Raw genomic sequence first — 15,631 nt, forward strand, 5'->3', positions numbered from 1 at the left:
ACTATTTCGAAAGTTCCTTCAACATTCCACTAAAAACGACCCCGTGAAAGGGATATACCATGTACCAATACAATCGGCCCCAGATACCCTTTGGCCGAAATGTAGCTGTTTGTATCAATTCTTTGCCGACAATTTTAAATTCCAGCCAAGCCTCTCCTGGCAATTTCATTTCTGCAAACAAAAGCAACCTTCCTTTGGTTTTGTCTGCGAGAAGGACTCTCCAAAAATCTACCGCATCCCCTGTGGCTAACTGATCCGGGTGCGACCTTCCTCTGCGAAGTCCCACACCTCCAAATATTTTGTCCATAAATCCTCGTAATTGCCAGAGCCATGTAGCATGATACCAACCTCTATCTCCACCTATTTGCCAAATTCGATCCACCGTAACCTTTTGATCAGATATCAATGAAGTCCTTTGATCCACAAAACAACCAAATGATGGTACTTTCATAAAATCAGATAAATGTTGCGTCAGAACTCCGCTACCTAAAGCATCTTTCCAGCTGGAAACTATTTCATGATCTTCAATTTTCATGAAGGTTTTTCTGAGACATTCTTGATATGAGCTTGGTTGGACATTAAGAATCTCATTGATTTGGGTATCTCGGCAAATTACTTCCACTTTCATACTACTGACCAACGCAGTAGCCAATTTATACGACGTAGAAGTAACAAAGTACAGCCAATAAGAGGATAAGCGTGGAGTCATTACTGGTACGGTATAAATATATCGTTTCAATCCACGCACCTCTGCGTATTGCAAGAGCATTTGCTTATAACTCAGCACATCCGGACCACCTATGTCCAAATTTCGATCATAAAGTTTTTGTTCGCCTAAACTCTTAGACAAGATATCAATGACATCTTTGATACCGATAGGCTGACTTTTGGTATTTAACCATTTAGGAGTGATCATCACAGGAAGCTTCTCGACCAAGTCACGGATGATTTCAAAAGAAGCGCTTCCTGATCCAATAATAATCCCTGCTCTCAGGGTGGTCAAATGATATTTTCCTTCTGAAAGTACTGCTTCTACCGCTTTCCTGGAAGAGAGGTGCTTCGATAAAGCAGTTTCATTAACAATCCCACTTAGATAAATGACCTGCTTGATTCCTTTGTTTTCAATAATTGATTTGAAATTATTAGCCACTCTATACTCCAACTCTTCATAATCTGAAGAAGAAGCCATAGAATGCATGAGATAATAAGCCGCATCTATATTGTCAGGAAGACGAATTGTATTAGATGGGTTTAGGAAGTCAATTTCAATAACTTCAAGATTTTTTCGTACCGCATTCGGAGGATTGAAACGGTTCTTATCCCTCACACAGCATACTACATGATGGTCATTTCTGACCAATTCTAAAAGCAGTCTTTTTCCAATATATCCAGTAGCTCCTGTAAGTAATATCTTCATTCTTCAAGATATCAATAATTACACGATTGTCATTTGTGTACTATCGACTTTACCAAAATAGTCGTCAACAGCCTTTTCTCTGTAATCGAATATTTCATCCAGTTTTTTCTTTATAAATAGACTATTTGCTATAGCTCCTAAAAAGCCAAATGGCGGCTGATAGGAAATAATATCTTTCATTACCACCACCCCATCTATTACATCCAAAATATGCTGATGATGCCACATGACATACGGCCCGATTCGCTGCTCATCCACAAAAAATTCCTGATCTCTTATATGTGTGATTTCAGTTACCCATTCTGTTTTCAACCCCAGCAAAGGACTGACCTCATATGAAATAATCATGCCCTCGTACATCTTTTCTTCCGCATGCGAAGAGGTGATATCAAACCCCATATGATCCGGAGTAATCAACTTGAGATTCCTTGGAGAGGATATAAAATCCCAAAGCTCCGCCTTACTTGCATCGATCACCTGTGCTTTGAAGTATTGATAAAAAGCCATGTCTAGAGCTGTGATATTTGTTGAAACAAGCGCTGAGCCTCCATTAGCTTTTGCTCTAATCTCCGGTCTATAAATTGCCCTTTTTGGGTAGTGAATTCGTGAACTTCAGACATTATTCTGTCGTACCTTTCTTCCAATTTCTCCTTTGCAGACTTAGATTTTTTTCTAAAAAATGACACCATAGTTGTAGGATTAAGTATTTAATTGTTGAAGTACATGATCAGCTTCTGCCATCTTCTGGTCGCTCAATGCTCGATTGATTGTTGACAATCGGTGAGCCTCATTTAGCAGTTTTGCGTATTTCTTTTCCAGTTTTCTTTTTGCTGACCTTTGAAAATAACTTCTGAACATATTTCTAAAAATTTAAAAATGATCGAGGACGCGTCTCGTCCTCGATCTTCACTCTACAATAACCAATTACGTTTCTTTTATGGGATCAACAACACTTCGTCAATCACATGTATTACACCATTCGTAGCATGAACATTTGTACCCGTAATGTTGGCACTCGTGTTAATGGTTAATTCTGTTAAATCGAATGTTAAATCCGTTCCTTCTACAGAGGCTACTTTGTTGGCAGTTAGTGCTCCAGCCAAGTCTACATCATACACTCTACCCGATACAACATGGTATTTCAAAACATCTACCAATGTAGCAATCGGAATGTCATTCAAAGTAGTCCATGACTCATTGCTGTCCAACAATTCGGTAAAAGCAGCGTCCGTAGGTGCAAAAACTGTGTAAGGACCTGCGCCATTCAAAACAGCAACTAAATCTTGTGGAGATCCTTCTCCTGCCGTCCTTGTTAGGGCAGCTAATAGAGAAGTAAATGATCCATCGTCGGCAAGTGCTGAGGTTACATCCACTATTGTTCCAGCTGCTGGCTCCAATACTTCGTCAATGATATGCACCACACCAGTACCAGATTCCACATCCACTGTGGTGATCTCGGCTGACCCATTGATGAAATTTCCTGCATCAACTAAAGAAAAGTAGATGTCATCACCTTGCAAGGTTTCAGCGTTCGCTGGAATTCCGGAACTTAATACCTTAGATCCTACCACATGATATTTTAATATATCTGCTACTGCTGCTGAGGTTGCAGCATCCAAATCGATACCCGATGCTGTAAATGCCTCATTTGTAGGAGCAAAAATTGTTAGTGCTTCTGCATCTAAAATGGTAGTAACTAAGTCTGCTTTTACTGCAGCAGTTATTAGAGTGGTAAAGTTCTTGTTGAAATAAGCTGGTTCGAGAACAGTTCCTACGAATGCCAATACATCCTCAGGCACAAGTACGGCATCGATAGTATGAATAATGCCATTAGTCGTTTCTACATCAAATGGGCTAACAACCTTCGCTCCATTCACCGTAATTCCACCCTCAGTTGCCAATGTAATTTCGTCACCTTGAAGTGTAGCTACATTACCAGCTGTAACCGCTGAAGAAGGTACTTCTCCACTTACTACATGATACTTCAGAATCTCTACAAGGACGTCTACAGGGACATCATCAATGCTCTCCTGGCCAATTGTAGTCAATAACGTTGCAAATGCAGCATCTGTCGGAGCAAAAACTGTGAATGGTCCGTCAGCCTGTAATGCACTTATTAAATCAGCTCGAGTTAAAGCAGCGGCTAATGAACTATAACCGCTAGCTACTGCAGTTGCTACAATATCTTTGGTTGGAGATAATTCGAAGCCCTCAGGTACTAATACTTCATCGATAGCATGTACAACGCCATTAGAAGCAGCTAAATCAAAAGGAGAAACTACAGAAACGCCATTGACTGTAATGCCATCTGAAGTAGCTAATGTAATATCGGCTCCATTCACAGTAGTTACGTCTCCATCAGCTACATCCGCGGAATAAACCTCTGCAGCGACCACGTGATAAGTCAAAACTTCGACCAAGTCTAAGTTTGAGATATCTCCTAAACCATCTACACCTAGATCAATCAGCAATTGTGCAAATGCGGCATCCGTTGGTGCAAAAACAGTGAAAGGACCATCACCTTGCAAAGTTTCAATCAATCCAGCCTGCGTTGCTGCAGCAGCTAAAATATTGAAATCATTAGCCTGTAGTACAGCGACGATATCATTTGATGAATCGTCTCCATCCATGTTGTTGTCATCGTCATCACAGCTTACCATGACTAACGAAACTGAAAATAATAATAAGAAGGATAATAAGAATGTATTTTTCATGTCTAACATATTTTTGTTTTTCTTAGACAATATTACGAGACCGTTACATTTTTGTTTAATTTATTTAATATTTTTTTAGACATTTTAAACAAAAGTGCCTCTAATGAGTATTAGTAAGGGGTAACAAATATTTTTTGTTCATCTTTACGTACATAAAATCTAGACATGATTACTTATACCGTAGCACAAGTTGAATCATTAACAGGTATTTCTGCACATTCTCTTAGAGTATGGGAGCGACGATACAACTTCATTAAACCTCATAGAACCGAGACTAATATTAGATACTACTCCGATAAACAATTGAAAAAATTGATCAATGTGGGTATTCTACTCAAGCATAATTATAAGATATCCAAAGTCGCAGCCATGGACGACAACAAAATCCATGATCTTATAAGTAGCATTCTCCTAGGCCAGCAGGAAAACTATCAAGACGATATTAAATCTCTGACCGTGTCGATGATTGACCTGGATGAAGCTGGATTCAACAAGCTATTCAACACACACATCAATAAAAATGGGTTGGTCAATACTTTCATTCAGCTCATTTATCCCTTTCTTCAACATGTAGGTGTGCTATGGGGGATTAATAAAACTATGCCTGCCCAAGAGCATTTCATTTCTAACCTCATCAGACAGAAGTTGATCTCTGCAACCGAAAATTTACCTTTAGCAAGGTCTGAAGCCCCGAGTCTATTACTTTATTTATTTGAAGGTGAAGACCATGAGATTGGTTTATTATTGGCCAATTACATCGCCAAGGAATTGGGATGGAAAACCTATTATTTAGGTTCAAATGTCCCTTATGAAAATATTGAGATCATATCTAAACAAACGTCGCCTGATCTCCTGTTTACCATGTTCGTATCTCCCCGAAAATCCAAATTTGCACAAGCTATGGATGATTTTTTAAAGAATATCAATACCAAAATGCTTTATTCGGGTCACGGCGACATCATCAAAAAATCCCAACATCAGAACAAAACACACTTTCTACAATCACCAGAAGACTTTCGCCAATTTCTATCAGAATACAAGAAATAGCATGAACTTATACTTAGCTATGTTGTTCTATAAATGAATCAAACAATCAGACCATGAGCACTTTTGCTGTTGCAATTACTAAAGATGAACTTACCACCCAAGTCAGTACAGATGGCCACATGGGACTAGTAGATGAACCCGTTGAAATTGGAGGATTAAACAAGGGACCCACGCCCTATGACCTATTATGTGGTGCGTTAGCAAGTTGCACGTCAATTACCCTTCGTTTATATGCCAATCGAAAAGAATGGGATGTTACTCGAATTAGAGTTGAGGTAAAGCACGCTAAGGATTATAAAGAGGTTTGTGAAGACTGTGAAAATCAATCTCAAAAAGTAGATGTTTTTGAACGCATCATAAGTCTGGAAGGTAATCTTGATGAAAAACAAAAACAGCGAATGCTGCAAATTGCAAATGCCTGTCCAGTACACAAGACACTAGAAGCAGAGGCTATTGTTGAATCTAAATTGAAGGAATAAAAAAAATCCTACCAGAAGTAGGATTTCATGTTTCTTATATTTAAGAAGGAATTATACTCTGTTGATTTTGATCTGAAAGGTGAAATAAGAATACTCACTGTTTACCTTGTCGAATTTATAATTCAAACGTTCTCCAGTTTTTCTGGCTAATTGAATTAATCCCAATCCAGCCGTACCTTTTTCAGAAAACTCCCCATTACTAAGTGTTTCCTTATAGAGTGCTCTAAGGCCGTTTTTATCCGTATTGTTCACTTCTTCAATCTTATCCTTCAAATCATAAGTATGTTTGGTTGGAATAAAATTGCCAGTGATGATATTGTAATATTTTTCCTTCGCAATTACTGTGATCAACCCTGATTTGGCATCATGTTCGGAGATTTCCTTGAAATGGCCTTTCACTTCATCCATATGGTGATAAAGATTATGCACACATTCAACCGCCGCACTATAAAAAAGCTTTTGTACTTTTTTATCGGACTCGGTCATGTTCACCTTTCTATCTAGCGTTTCAATTACTGAGGTAACCAGGTCAAACGTAATAGCCCCCTTGTACATGAGCAACACGTTCTCATTATATATCTTATTATACAAATCGAAGCTGTTAGCACTAGGATTATCTGTCACAGATTCGCTTTTTTTCTTTACGTCTTCAGTCATATTCTTTTGAGTAATTTTTTCATCCTTCCATTCATCGAAGGCGCCTAGCATTTCATTTGATTCTTTATCCATATAGCTGAAAACTAATACTACGGCATTGTATATACTCGGCTTTAAATCTACAAAAATAATATGTTAAACTCCAATTATTTGGATTTTGCAAAGAATAGCCTCTGATTTTTATGATTCTCATTAGGAGTTTAATAAAAGTCAAGCAAAGATTTTTGCTCTGAGGAGATTAGCTATCTTTGACTCGTGAGGGTAATTAGAAGCATTTTCTTTACAATTTTATACTTTTCCTGCCTTTTGGACACGGTAGGGTCTGGAATAAGTTGGTCAGAGATTCAAAAGAAAAAAGAAGGATCAATAACTATATACTATCGTAGTACAGAACCCTTTCTAATCGAAGAATCAGACGGCTCATTACGAGGTCTTGAATACGAAATGATGGTTGGATTCAAGTACTTTTTATGGAATAAATACGGCATACGCATCGATTTGGACTGGCAATCTAAAGAAAGCTTCAAATATGTTTTTGGACTGATCAAAGACAATCCCAAAGAAGGCGAGTTTGGATTAGATATTATCTCCAGAACAACAGTTCGTGAACAGTCGGTTGGCTTTTCGGACCCATATTTTCCAGACATCCAGGTGCTGGTCTCAGATAAATCCATTCCTACGGTCAGTTCTTTAGCTGAGTTTCAAGAACAATTTGGTGAATATACAGCAGTCTCCGTATCGGAAACCACCTATGATCAATACCTTAAGAACATTAGGAAAGAACATGCGATTGATTTTAATATTATATACAAAGAATCGAGTAATGACATTCTAACTGGAATATTGGAACAGTCAGGGAGGTTTGGCTATATGGACCTACCAAATTACCTTATAGCGCTCAACCAAAATTTAGCTATCAAACGACAACCTATCCTACCGGTTAAAGGCATTGGCTTCAGCATTATTTTCAAAAAAGGTAGTGATTGGGAAACACCCATCAATGAATATCTGGGAAGTGCTGAATACGAAATATTGAGAAATAAGGGTATTCAAAAATATTTAGGAAGTGATGTATATGATCTGATTGAGAGTATTTCGCAAGGTGAGGATGAAGAAATGGTCTTGCTTCTCAAGGAAAAAGAGCTTGTCGACCGAGAACTTTTGGAACGGTCGAAACAGGTTCAACAGCAGGAATACATTACTAATATGCTAATCGCCTGCGTTGTTATTGTATTCTTAATTGCCTTCGCCTTGTACAATAGAAGCAAAATAAAATCTAAGGCCAACAAAATATTGACTGCCCATCGGGAGATGATTGAAAATCAAAATGAATTGTTGAGCAAGCGAAACAATGAACTCCTGGAATTGGATGAAGAAAAAAACAACTTTATTAATATTCTTTCACACGACCTGAGGGCTCCAATCAATAATATTACTGCACTAGCAGGCTTATTGGCGATGGATGACAATTTATCAGAAAGTCAAGTAGGGTCCATCAAGCACATTGCTGCCGAATCGAGGAGGCTTAACAAAATGGTGACTAGAATTCTGGATGTAGAGCGAATAGAATCAAAATCCACAGAAGATTTTCGCATTATTAATTTGACCAATGTCATTGATAAAGTAATAGCCAATTATGAAAAACAAGCCCTCGACAAAAAAATTACTTTGGCCTTTGATTCTGAAGGAGAGCACAACGTGATGGGACTGGAGCAATATCTATTTCATGTATTTGAAAACCTCCTATCCAATGCTATCAAGTTCTCTCCTCTTGGAGAAGCTATTTGGATTAGAGTAATAAAAAAGGGAGATCACCACTTGATCAATTTTACAGACGGAGGGCCTGGAATGACAGAAGAAGATCAACAATTGATGTTCAAAAAATTCCAACGATTAAGTGCTAAACCTACAGCAGGAGAACGATCGACTGGCCTTGGACTTTCTATTGTGGCCAAATACACCGAACTATTAGGAGGTAAATTGACCTGGGAATCAGCACCTAATGAGGGGACTACATTCACTGTTTCATTGAAGGCAGTATAAAAAAGGGAATGCCCCCCGACATTCCCTGTAACCCAAAACTGTTTTTATTATTTTTTATATATCACACTACCTCTAGCCTGCAATTCAATTGCCGACTCCGTGCGCTCTACCTTTCCTTCTTGCCATACCAAGGTATTGTAGCCTTTGAGTAGTTCTGCATTAAGTGTTTGTGACTGATCAGCGAGATTATGCACTACAGCGACAGATTCATCTCCATATCTCCGAGTGAATGCAATAATGGATGTCCCTTCAAAAGCAAGGTTCTGAATATCACCCAAAGAGAAAACATCTTGTTTTTTAAGGTTAATTAATCCTTTGTAATGATTTAAAATAGACTTCTTTTCTTTTTGTTGAAATGCCACTGAACGGACAGATTCATCGGTAGTATAAGTGGCTTCCATCCAGGAAGTTCTCATTTCATCATTGGACAGCTCATCCCAAAGCATTGGCTCCCTAATGTTCTCATCTGGCTTCATACCCAGCATGCCAATTTCCTCACCATAGTATATATATGGTGTACCCGGCAAAGTGAATAGCAACGAAGCCGAAAGTTTAATTTTAGACGCGTCATCTCCTAATACTGAAGCTACTCTATTTTGGTCATGATTACTCAAAAAACTTGCTTCGACGAAATCAGAGTTATACTTTTTGAACCAAGGTAAAGAAGTGTTGATCACCTCCGTCAGGTTCGCATTAGAGTCTATTTCATAGCCATGACCTGCGATATTTGCAGCCACTACTCTTTCCTTATTTATTGACTCCAGAATACTAAAGGCGCGATCAAAATTGAATAATGAGGTAAATCCCGCTGCATATGGTGAAGCGGTGGCGGCATCGGCCCATACCTCACCTATCAAGTATACATCAGGATTAACCTCCTCCATTTTAGTTTTAAACTCCTTCCAAAAAGCATGACTATCTGTAGCTCTGTCGTCCGGATAAATATGCTTGGCAGCATCCAATCGAAACCCATCCACTCCTATTTGTTCCAACCAGAATTTGCCAGCATCATACATTTCCTCTCTGACTAAAGGGTTATCATAATTGAGATCCGGCATGCCGCCATAAAAGAATCCATAATAATGTTCTCCCACTGGATTGTCCTCCTCAACAGGATGCCACTGGCGAATGTTATCTGAATCGAACGAGGTTTCTTTTTTAGCAATTTGCTCGGCTATGGAGTCCTTGTCTGCCCATACATAGTAATCTCTGTATTTCGCATGCTTACCGGTCATCGCATCCTGAAACCATGGATGATCATAACCACTGTGGTTAATAACAAAATCCATCACCACTTTGATGTTTCGTTTATGCGCCTCATTGATGAAAGTTTTGAAATCTTCCATCGTACCATAATCTGGATGTATCGCTCTATAGTCAACCACATCATACTTGTGATAACTCGGTGATGGAGACATAGGCATCAACCAGATGGCATCTACTCCAAGATCACTCAGATAGTCCAGCTTTGAGGTCATTCCTGGAATATCCCCGATTCCATCTCCGTTGGAGTCAGCAAAGGACTGTACGAAAATTTCGTAAAACACCTTTTTATTCCAGTTGGTCAACGAGGCAGGTTCTTCTTTTATGGATTGATCCGATGTACAGGAAGCAGCCATAATCAAACCTAAAATTACAATAGAAAGTTGTTGTAGTTTCATTCTTTATGAGTTCGTTCTTGAGGTTTAGTTTTTGATGAATTTCCTTGAAATGGATTGATTACCATTTTTCAACCTAAAAGTATATAGCCCTTTGGTCAAAGTCGATACATTGAGCGTGGTTGTCTGAGTAGGCACCAGCCTACCACTTTGTACTGCTTGCCCCAAGATATTTGAAATCACCCACTCATACTCCTTGGCTTCAACTCTCAAACCAGCCAGATCAATGTTCAAGACATCATTTGCTGGATTTGGATAAAACATCAACTGCTCATTCAGCTGCCTTGAATCAATCGACGTAACAATTCCCGCCGCAGGCGTGTGAAGCTTCTTATCGGTATAGATGTGAAATTCACCCGGACTAAGTTTAATCGTATTGCTAGTGTTGGTCACCTCAATTTCCTCTCCAGAGATAAAATCATACCAGGTGCCTGTATGTTGAAACTCAGGATTTATTGAACCCGAACTCACATCAAAGTTTCCAATCACTGTGACGCTGGTATCCGAATTAGAAATATGGATAGACTTCTGAACACCATCAGGCGACCACGTAAAATCACCTTTGGTAAACACATCGTATTCGTTTCTTAATTTCATCAGTTCCTTGTAGGTCAAATACAACTCTCTTCTTTTGGCATTTTCTAAGTACTCCCATTTCTCGGGTTTTCGTCCGGTTCGTCCATTTTCGTCAATGGGAATATCATAAGCATATTCTCCCCATTGCCAGATCATCTTCGGTCCGGGCACAGTAAAAAAGAAAGCAGCCGATTGTTTCAAACGATCTATGGCCGTATTAAAATCTTTGATGCTATAACTGCCGCTCGTTTTTCCAAAATTCTGCAGTTGATACATTTGTCTTTCCTCATCATGGCTCTCCATGTAAGAAATTAAGTAATTATTGGTCCAACCTCGATCCTCATAATAGGCCAATTCAATAGACCCTCCGAATCCCATAGCAGCCTGATTGTAATCATGATAAATATTACCCCAAAGCATCATACCATAATCTGATAATTCCTTTTCCTCATCATTATCAGCAAAGTGTTCAAGAATCACATAAGCATCTGGAGTATGAGACCAAATTTCATCAGCCATGCGTTTCAAGAGGGCAATTCTCGAATCATCCTTTTTACCCCATGCACTCACATCATCATCCGAATCTACTTGCGTAAACCCTTTGGATAAATCAAATCGATAACCATCAAATTTGAATTCATTCAACCAATAATGATTGACAGAATCCAACCAGTTTTGGGTATAGATGCTTTCATGGTTGATATCTGAAAACACGTTAAAAGGATGTTTAGGTTCCTGGTTGAACCACGGGTTTTCCGCCGTGGGCTTGAATTCATCAAAATCAAAATACATTTGGGCATAGGGAGATGGGATATCATTTTGATTCATAACCATATCCAGTATTACTGCCATGCCCTTTCCATGTGCTTTATCCACAAACTCTTTTAAATCGTTTTTTGTACCATAAGCTTTGTCTGCTGCAAACATGAACGTTGGGTTATAACCCCAACTATCATTTCCACCAAATTCCATAATAGGCATTAGCTCTATGGTATTTACTCCCAGGTCTTTAATGTAATCTAGTGTATCTATCATCGCCTGGTAATTCATATGATCCTCACCTAAAAAGTCCCTTACCAGCAATTCATAAACCATCAAATCTTCTTTCTCCGGCTTCTTAAAATTCGTATTTTCCCAAGTATAGGTAGTTTGATTGGTTTGCAAAACAGCCGCTCTATTCTCGTACCATTTAGAATGCAACGCCCCTTCGGGATAGTCCATAAGCCCAGGGTAGGTCGATTCAGAAATCCATTGATCATCTGGGTCTAATATTTTGTCGGCATGAGGATCTGCAATCCAAATGGCTTCGTCCACCAAATATTGGAAAGCATACTCTTGACCACTGGTCAAACCAGTCACCTCTAACCAAAAATGTTCGCCATCTTTGGCCATTTGATAATCAGGGTCGATTTTCCAATCAGTAAAATCCCCAACCACATAGACAGAGGTTTTCAATGGTGCCAACAGGCTCAGCGTTACTTTGGTTTTATCTGTGTGATAATTAATACCATCAATGACACCGGCAGGTCTGGCCGCTTCTACAGTGGCCGATCGGACCGTATAAGTAAAGCTTTTTTCCACTACTTCTGATCCATTGTTGGCTTCAATAGTTACTTCGTGTATACCCTCTGTCTCGGCTGTCAGCGTATGGTCTAATGTGGTAGTATTGCTTGCAGAAGTAACTTGGACATCATTTACTTTCAGTGTCAAAGTAGCCGATTCAGAAGCGACTACAGCTACCTCAATAGCCGTCGAGGCATCCACTAGAATAGGAAACAAAGATGGACTAGTAAAGCTAACAGCAAATTGATCGGACAATACATCAAAATCATAATCTGGCGTTTGTCCATCACTCCAGTCTGCTCCTTTTAAAAGAAGCCCAATTTTTTCAATTTCATCATCCGCTACTCCAAAAAATGTAGTGGGTGTGAACGTAATAGTATAAATATCACCGTCACTATCCGATCGGGTCATTAACGCAGCACTTTGGGCTGCTGTGGCTGGATTTACATTGGTGGGGGCATCTATGTCGCCCGAGGTCTTATCCACCCAAGTCCAAATCCATAAATCATCACTATAACCTGCCAAGCCAGTGCTGGACACATCCACAGTAATAGTGACCTCTTGATCAGCGATTGGAAAAACAGGATCGGTAGTAACCTGCCCAAAACTTAGGGTAGATATAAAAATTAGACAAAGTAAGATTTTGTTCATATGGTTTTCCATTGAATGGTTGAGAAAAGCGCATCTCGGATGCAAAAAGAAAGGCATAAACCGACAGAGGGTCAGTCCTCTGTCGGTAATTTTAGATCGAATTAATTGGCAATCAATTCGTATTTTTCGTTGTTCAAATCTAGTCTGATGGTGTAGTTACCTGCCGTAACGGCAATATCAGAACCTCCGCCATCTATTGTTCCGTCAGGCTCGTCGTCACCATAATTCAAATCCCAGCCATCATTAGCTCTAAATTTAAGGAAGCCATCAGTAAGGGCTGTGGTGATTTCCCAAACTTGTCTCTGACCGTTGTACATCATATCCGTATCTGGGTCCGACCAACCATTTGGAGTTGCATCTCCAATAATCCCCCAATCATCCGTTTTTTCTAGTTCTATCGTTAAAGCACTTACATCTACCGTAACCATATAAGTCCCAGCATCAATCGAATAATCTCCTCCTGAAGGATCGAGTGAACCAGTGAATTTAGAGCCGTCGGCAGTTAACACTCCTCCCCATGCGTTGTCCCAATTAGCTTCTGGAGTTACTTTGAAGGAAGATGACGGATTAGCACCATCAACTATTCTCAAAATACCTTCATACACACTATTAAACCCATAAGAATATAATCTTCCGTTTTCATCTCCCGGCGACCATCCCTGATAGGCTCCAGGTACATAAATCATTGGATAATCAATCAAAGTTTCATAAGGAGTAACCGTATAGTCAGAGACAGTAGAAAAGATGGTGTCTACATTAGTATTCACAGTAGAAAAAACTCTGGCCTTAATCGTAGCTTGCTCATCGATAGGCAGTCCCCATGAAAGCAATATACCGTTGATATCACCCACCACTGCGGATCCATTCAGCTCTTGTGATGATACGATATTAGCCGCACCTGCAAATGAGTCATCCATGGCAATTTGCACAAAATAAGTAACCGATGCATCAAATCCGTAATCAGCTTCTGTCCAGGTATATTCGATAGACTCCGCTGCTTCATCTTTTTCAAACTCCATTCCGCCATCCCCAGGCCCACTAAGTGTAGGACCTTCAGGGTTGCTGCTGATGGCAACTTTTTCAACCTCATCTTCACATGCACCAAATAGCACAGCCAGAGCGAGGATATATATGTATGTTAATTTTTTCATTGCAATATTTTTTGATTCAAAAAGGTTCACTTGAGAGCCCTTGTATCAGACTCTCAAGATCATTTTCTTAATTAGAATAACCGTTGTTTTGCTCCAAGTTTGGATTGGCAGTCAATTGAGCTGCCGGTATAGGGAAAAGTGCTCTATAGTCATCAAAACCTGCACCTGCCTGAGAATTCCCTTTCCATTCCCATACATAGCTACCGCTCGAGTATTTCCCAAATCGAATCAAATCCGTTCTTCGTTGTGCTTCCCAGTAAAGTTCTCTGGCTCGCTCGTCAAGTAAGAAATCCAGCGTAAGATCAGCGTTGGAAATATTTCCAGAAACATCGCCATAAGCTCTTTCTCTTAAGTCATTGATATAACCTGTTGCAGTATTGGCATCTCCGCCTCCTCCTCTGAGGAATATTTCCGCATACATTAAATAAGCATCTGCCAATCTAAACATAGGGAAGTCAGTGCTTACAAAATCAGGATTATAATACTCTGGCTGAGAACCGTCAGAGTTTAGATTGCTGAATTTATACACACCAATACCTTCAGTAAAAGTGCCTACATTTTCTACATTCCACTCCCATGCATCATTAGAATTGAAGTAAAACAAGGCTCTGCTATCTGGGATGTCCGCCAAAGGCGCTGCCAAGGTAAAATCTCCAGCAGCTAATCCAAACTTTTCAGGAAGCTCTTTGACCGCTCTAAAGCCACCCCATCCTGATCCACCTACACCACGTACGTTGGCTACATCTAATCCACCTCCACTCGAGGCATGTACCAAAAAAGTAGTTCCATGAGACTGGCTATGAATTCCATTATATACTAATGGAAATATGATCTCCGGACTCGTGTTATTATCTGCTCTGAAAACATTTTCGTAGACTGGATCCAGACTATAACTGGAAGAAATAACCTGATTAGTGTAGTTTAAGGCATCTGAGTATCTGTCCTCACCAACAAAAACTTCGGCATTAAGGTACAATTTGCCTAACAACATCCAGGCCGCCACTCTATCCACTCTACCGTACTCATTTGCCTGAGGTGCTGCCAAAGCAGACTCAATCTCTGTCAACTCTGTTTCTACAAAACTGAAAACCTCAGCTCTGGTGGCCTGTACCGGCAAATCACTTAAAGAAGCCTCTTCATCAATGATTGGAATATTTCCGTAAAAATCAACTGCAATGTAGTAAGCAAATGCTCTTAGGAATCTAGCCTCCGCTACAAACAACGCCTTATCCTCTTCGGATACTGGAGAGTTGTCTACGTTTCTTAAAAACTCATTGGCTAAAGCTACAGAGAAGAAGAGTCTAGAATAAACAGCTTCATTAAAAACATCATTAGCTTGCCAAGTGTGCCAGTGAAAGTTTTTGATCGTCTGATCATCCCATGCCACAATAGATTCTTCGGTGGTACATTCCTGAAGCACGAAGTATTGTCTCAGGAAATTACTAAAGTCTTCACGGATTCCTTGGATCTCCTGCTCACCAGCGCCCTGGCCATTGTATGCAAAAGAGGCATAAATTTTTGCCAAAGCACCTTTCGTACCTTCTTCGGTAGAAAAGACTGTAGTTGCATTGTTAGAATCAGGGTCTATCGGTGTTACCTCCAAGTCGTTGACACACGACGTAAAAATAATCGCTGCCAGTACTATATATATATATTTAATTTTTTTCATGGTCTA

The 15,631-nt window shown here is 39.7% G+C and carries 12 protein-coding genes; 3 read left to right on the top strand and 9 right to left on the bottom strand.

Annotation, left to right across the window (positions count from 1 at the left end; all coding sequences use genetic code 11):
- Position 1: 1 nt before the first annotated feature.
- From R8N23_RS15540 to R8N23_RS15555, 4 genes are all read right to left on the bottom strand, one after another.
- Positions 2–1,417, bottom strand: a complete 1,416-nt coding sequence (locus R8N23_RS15540) for an SDR family oxidoreductase (protein ID WP_318172532.1) — start codon at positions 1,415–1,417, stop codon at positions 2–4.
- Between the two features lie 18 nt (positions 1,418–1,435).
- Positions 1,436–1,924 carry an SRPBCC family protein gene (locus tag R8N23_RS15545; RefSeq protein WP_318172533.1) on the bottom strand — a complete coding sequence of 163 codons (489 nt, stop codon included), beginning with the start codon at positions 1,922–1,924 and terminating at the stop codon, positions 1,436–1,438.
- A 192-nt stretch (positions 1,925–2,116) separates the two neighbouring features.
- Entirely contained in the window at positions 2,117–2,275 is a 159-nt protein-coding gene (locus R8N23_RS15550) for a Lacal_2735 family protein (RefSeq protein ID WP_318172534.1), read from the bottom strand.
- 77 nt (positions 2,276–2,352) lie between these two features.
- The gene (locus tag R8N23_RS15555; RefSeq protein WP_318172535.1) at positions 2,353–4,131 is read right to left on the bottom strand and encodes a fasciclin domain-containing protein; all 1,779 of its coding nucleotides are present in this window, start codon (positions 4,129–4,131) and stop codon (positions 2,353–2,355) included.
- A gap of 165 nt (positions 4,132–4,296) precedes the next feature.
- Here R8N23_RS15555 and R8N23_RS15560 point away from each other — a divergent pair, with 165 nt between their 5' ends.
- Positions 4,297–5,178, top strand: a complete 882-nt coding sequence (locus R8N23_RS15560; RefSeq protein WP_318172536.1) for a MerR family transcriptional regulator — start codon at positions 4,297–4,299, stop codon at positions 5,176–5,178.
- A gap of 53 nt (positions 5,179–5,231) precedes the next feature.
- Positions 5,232–5,657, top strand: coding sequence for an OsmC family protein (locus tag R8N23_RS15565; protein ID WP_318172537.1), 426 nt, complete (start codon positions 5,232–5,234; stop codon positions 5,655–5,657).
- Positions 5,658–5,708: 51 nt separating this feature from the next.
- Here the strand turns inward: R8N23_RS15565 and R8N23_RS15570 are convergent, their stop codons facing one another.
- On the bottom strand, positions 5,709–6,386 hold the full coding sequence (locus R8N23_RS15570) for a SiaB family protein kinase (RefSeq protein WP_318172538.1): 678 nt from the start codon (positions 6,384–6,386) through the stop codon (positions 5,709–5,711).
- 234 nt (positions 6,387–6,620) lie between these two features.
- Between R8N23_RS15570 and R8N23_RS15575 the strand changes: the two genes are divergently transcribed.
- Positions 6,621–8,357: an ATP-binding protein gene (locus R8N23_RS15575; protein ID WP_318172539.1), complete on the top strand. Its 1,737-nt coding sequence runs from the start codon at positions 6,621–6,623 to the stop codon at positions 8,355–8,357.
- 47 nt (positions 8,358–8,404) lie between these two features.
- Here the strand turns inward: R8N23_RS15575 and R8N23_RS15580 are convergent, their stop codons facing one another.
- The 4 genes from R8N23_RS15580 to R8N23_RS15595 all read right to left on the bottom strand — a co-directional run bounded on the left by R8N23_RS15580 (position 8,405) and on the right by R8N23_RS15595 (position 15,625).
- On the bottom strand, positions 8,405–10,018 hold the full coding sequence (locus R8N23_RS15580) for an alpha-amylase family glycosyl hydrolase (protein WP_318172540.1): 1,614 nt from the start codon (positions 10,016–10,018) through the stop codon (positions 8,405–8,407).
- A 24-nt stretch (positions 10,019–10,042) separates the two neighbouring features.
- Positions 10,043–12,805: an alpha-amylase family glycosyl hydrolase gene (locus R8N23_RS15585; RefSeq protein WP_318172541.1), complete on the bottom strand. Its 2,763-nt coding sequence runs from the start codon at positions 12,803–12,805 to the stop codon at positions 10,043–10,045.
- Between the two features lie 101 nt (positions 12,806–12,906).
- Entirely contained in the window at positions 12,907–13,956 is a 1,050-nt protein-coding gene (locus R8N23_RS15590; protein ID WP_318172542.1) for a SusE domain-containing protein, read from the bottom strand.
- 67 nt (positions 13,957–14,023) lie between these two features.
- On the bottom strand, positions 14,024–15,625 hold the full coding sequence (locus tag R8N23_RS15595) for a RagB/SusD family nutrient uptake outer membrane protein (protein ID WP_318172543.1): 1,602 nt from the start codon (positions 15,623–15,625) through the stop codon (positions 14,024–14,026).
- Positions 15,626–15,631 lie beyond the last annotated feature (6 nt).

It is taken from the genome of Reichenbachiella sp. (genome assembly GCF_033344935.1).
Taxonomy (GTDB): Bacteria; Bacteroidota; Bacteroidia; order Cytophagales; family Cyclobacteriaceae; genus Reichenbachiella.

Bases quoted from the DNA above. Each gene is read 5' to 3' on its own strand.
- R8N23_RS15540 (WP_318172532.1), bottom strand. From the start codon at position 1,417: ATGAAGATATTACTTACAGGAGCTACTGGATATATTGGAAAAAGACTG.
- R8N23_RS15545 (WP_318172533.1), bottom strand. From the start codon at position 1,924: ATGGCTTTTTATCAATACTTCAAAGCACAGGTGATCGATGCAAGTAAG.
- R8N23_RS15550 (WP_318172534.1), bottom strand. From the start codon at position 2,275: ATGTTCAGAAGTTATTTTCAAAGGTCAGCAAAAAGAAAACTGGAAAAG.
- R8N23_RS15555 (WP_318172535.1), bottom strand. From the start codon at position 4,131: ATGAAAAATACATTCTTATTATCCTTCTTATTATTATTTTCAGTTTCG.
- R8N23_RS15560 (WP_318172536.1), top strand. From the start codon at position 4,297: ATGATTACTTATACCGTAGCACAAGTTGAATCATTAACAGGTATTTCT.
- R8N23_RS15565 (WP_318172537.1), top strand. From the start codon at position 5,232: ATGAGCACTTTTGCTGTTGCAATTACTAAAGATGAACTTACCACCCAA.
- R8N23_RS15570 (WP_318172538.1), bottom strand. From the start codon at position 6,386: ATGGATAAAGAATCAAATGAAATGCTAGGCGCCTTCGATGAATGGAAG.
- R8N23_RS15580 (WP_318172540.1), bottom strand. From the start codon at position 10,018: ATGAAACTACAACAACTTTCTATTGTAATTTTAGGTTTGATTATGGCT.
- R8N23_RS15585 (WP_318172541.1), bottom strand. From the start codon at position 12,805: ATGAACAAAATCTTACTTTGTCTAATTTTTATATCTACCCTAAGTTTT.
- R8N23_RS15590 (WP_318172542.1), bottom strand. From the start codon at position 13,956: ATGAAAAAATTAACATACATATATATCCTCGCTCTGGCTGTGCTATTT.
- R8N23_RS15595 (WP_318172543.1), bottom strand. From the start codon at position 15,625: ATGAAAAAAATTAAATATATATATATAGTACTGGCAGCGATTATTTTT.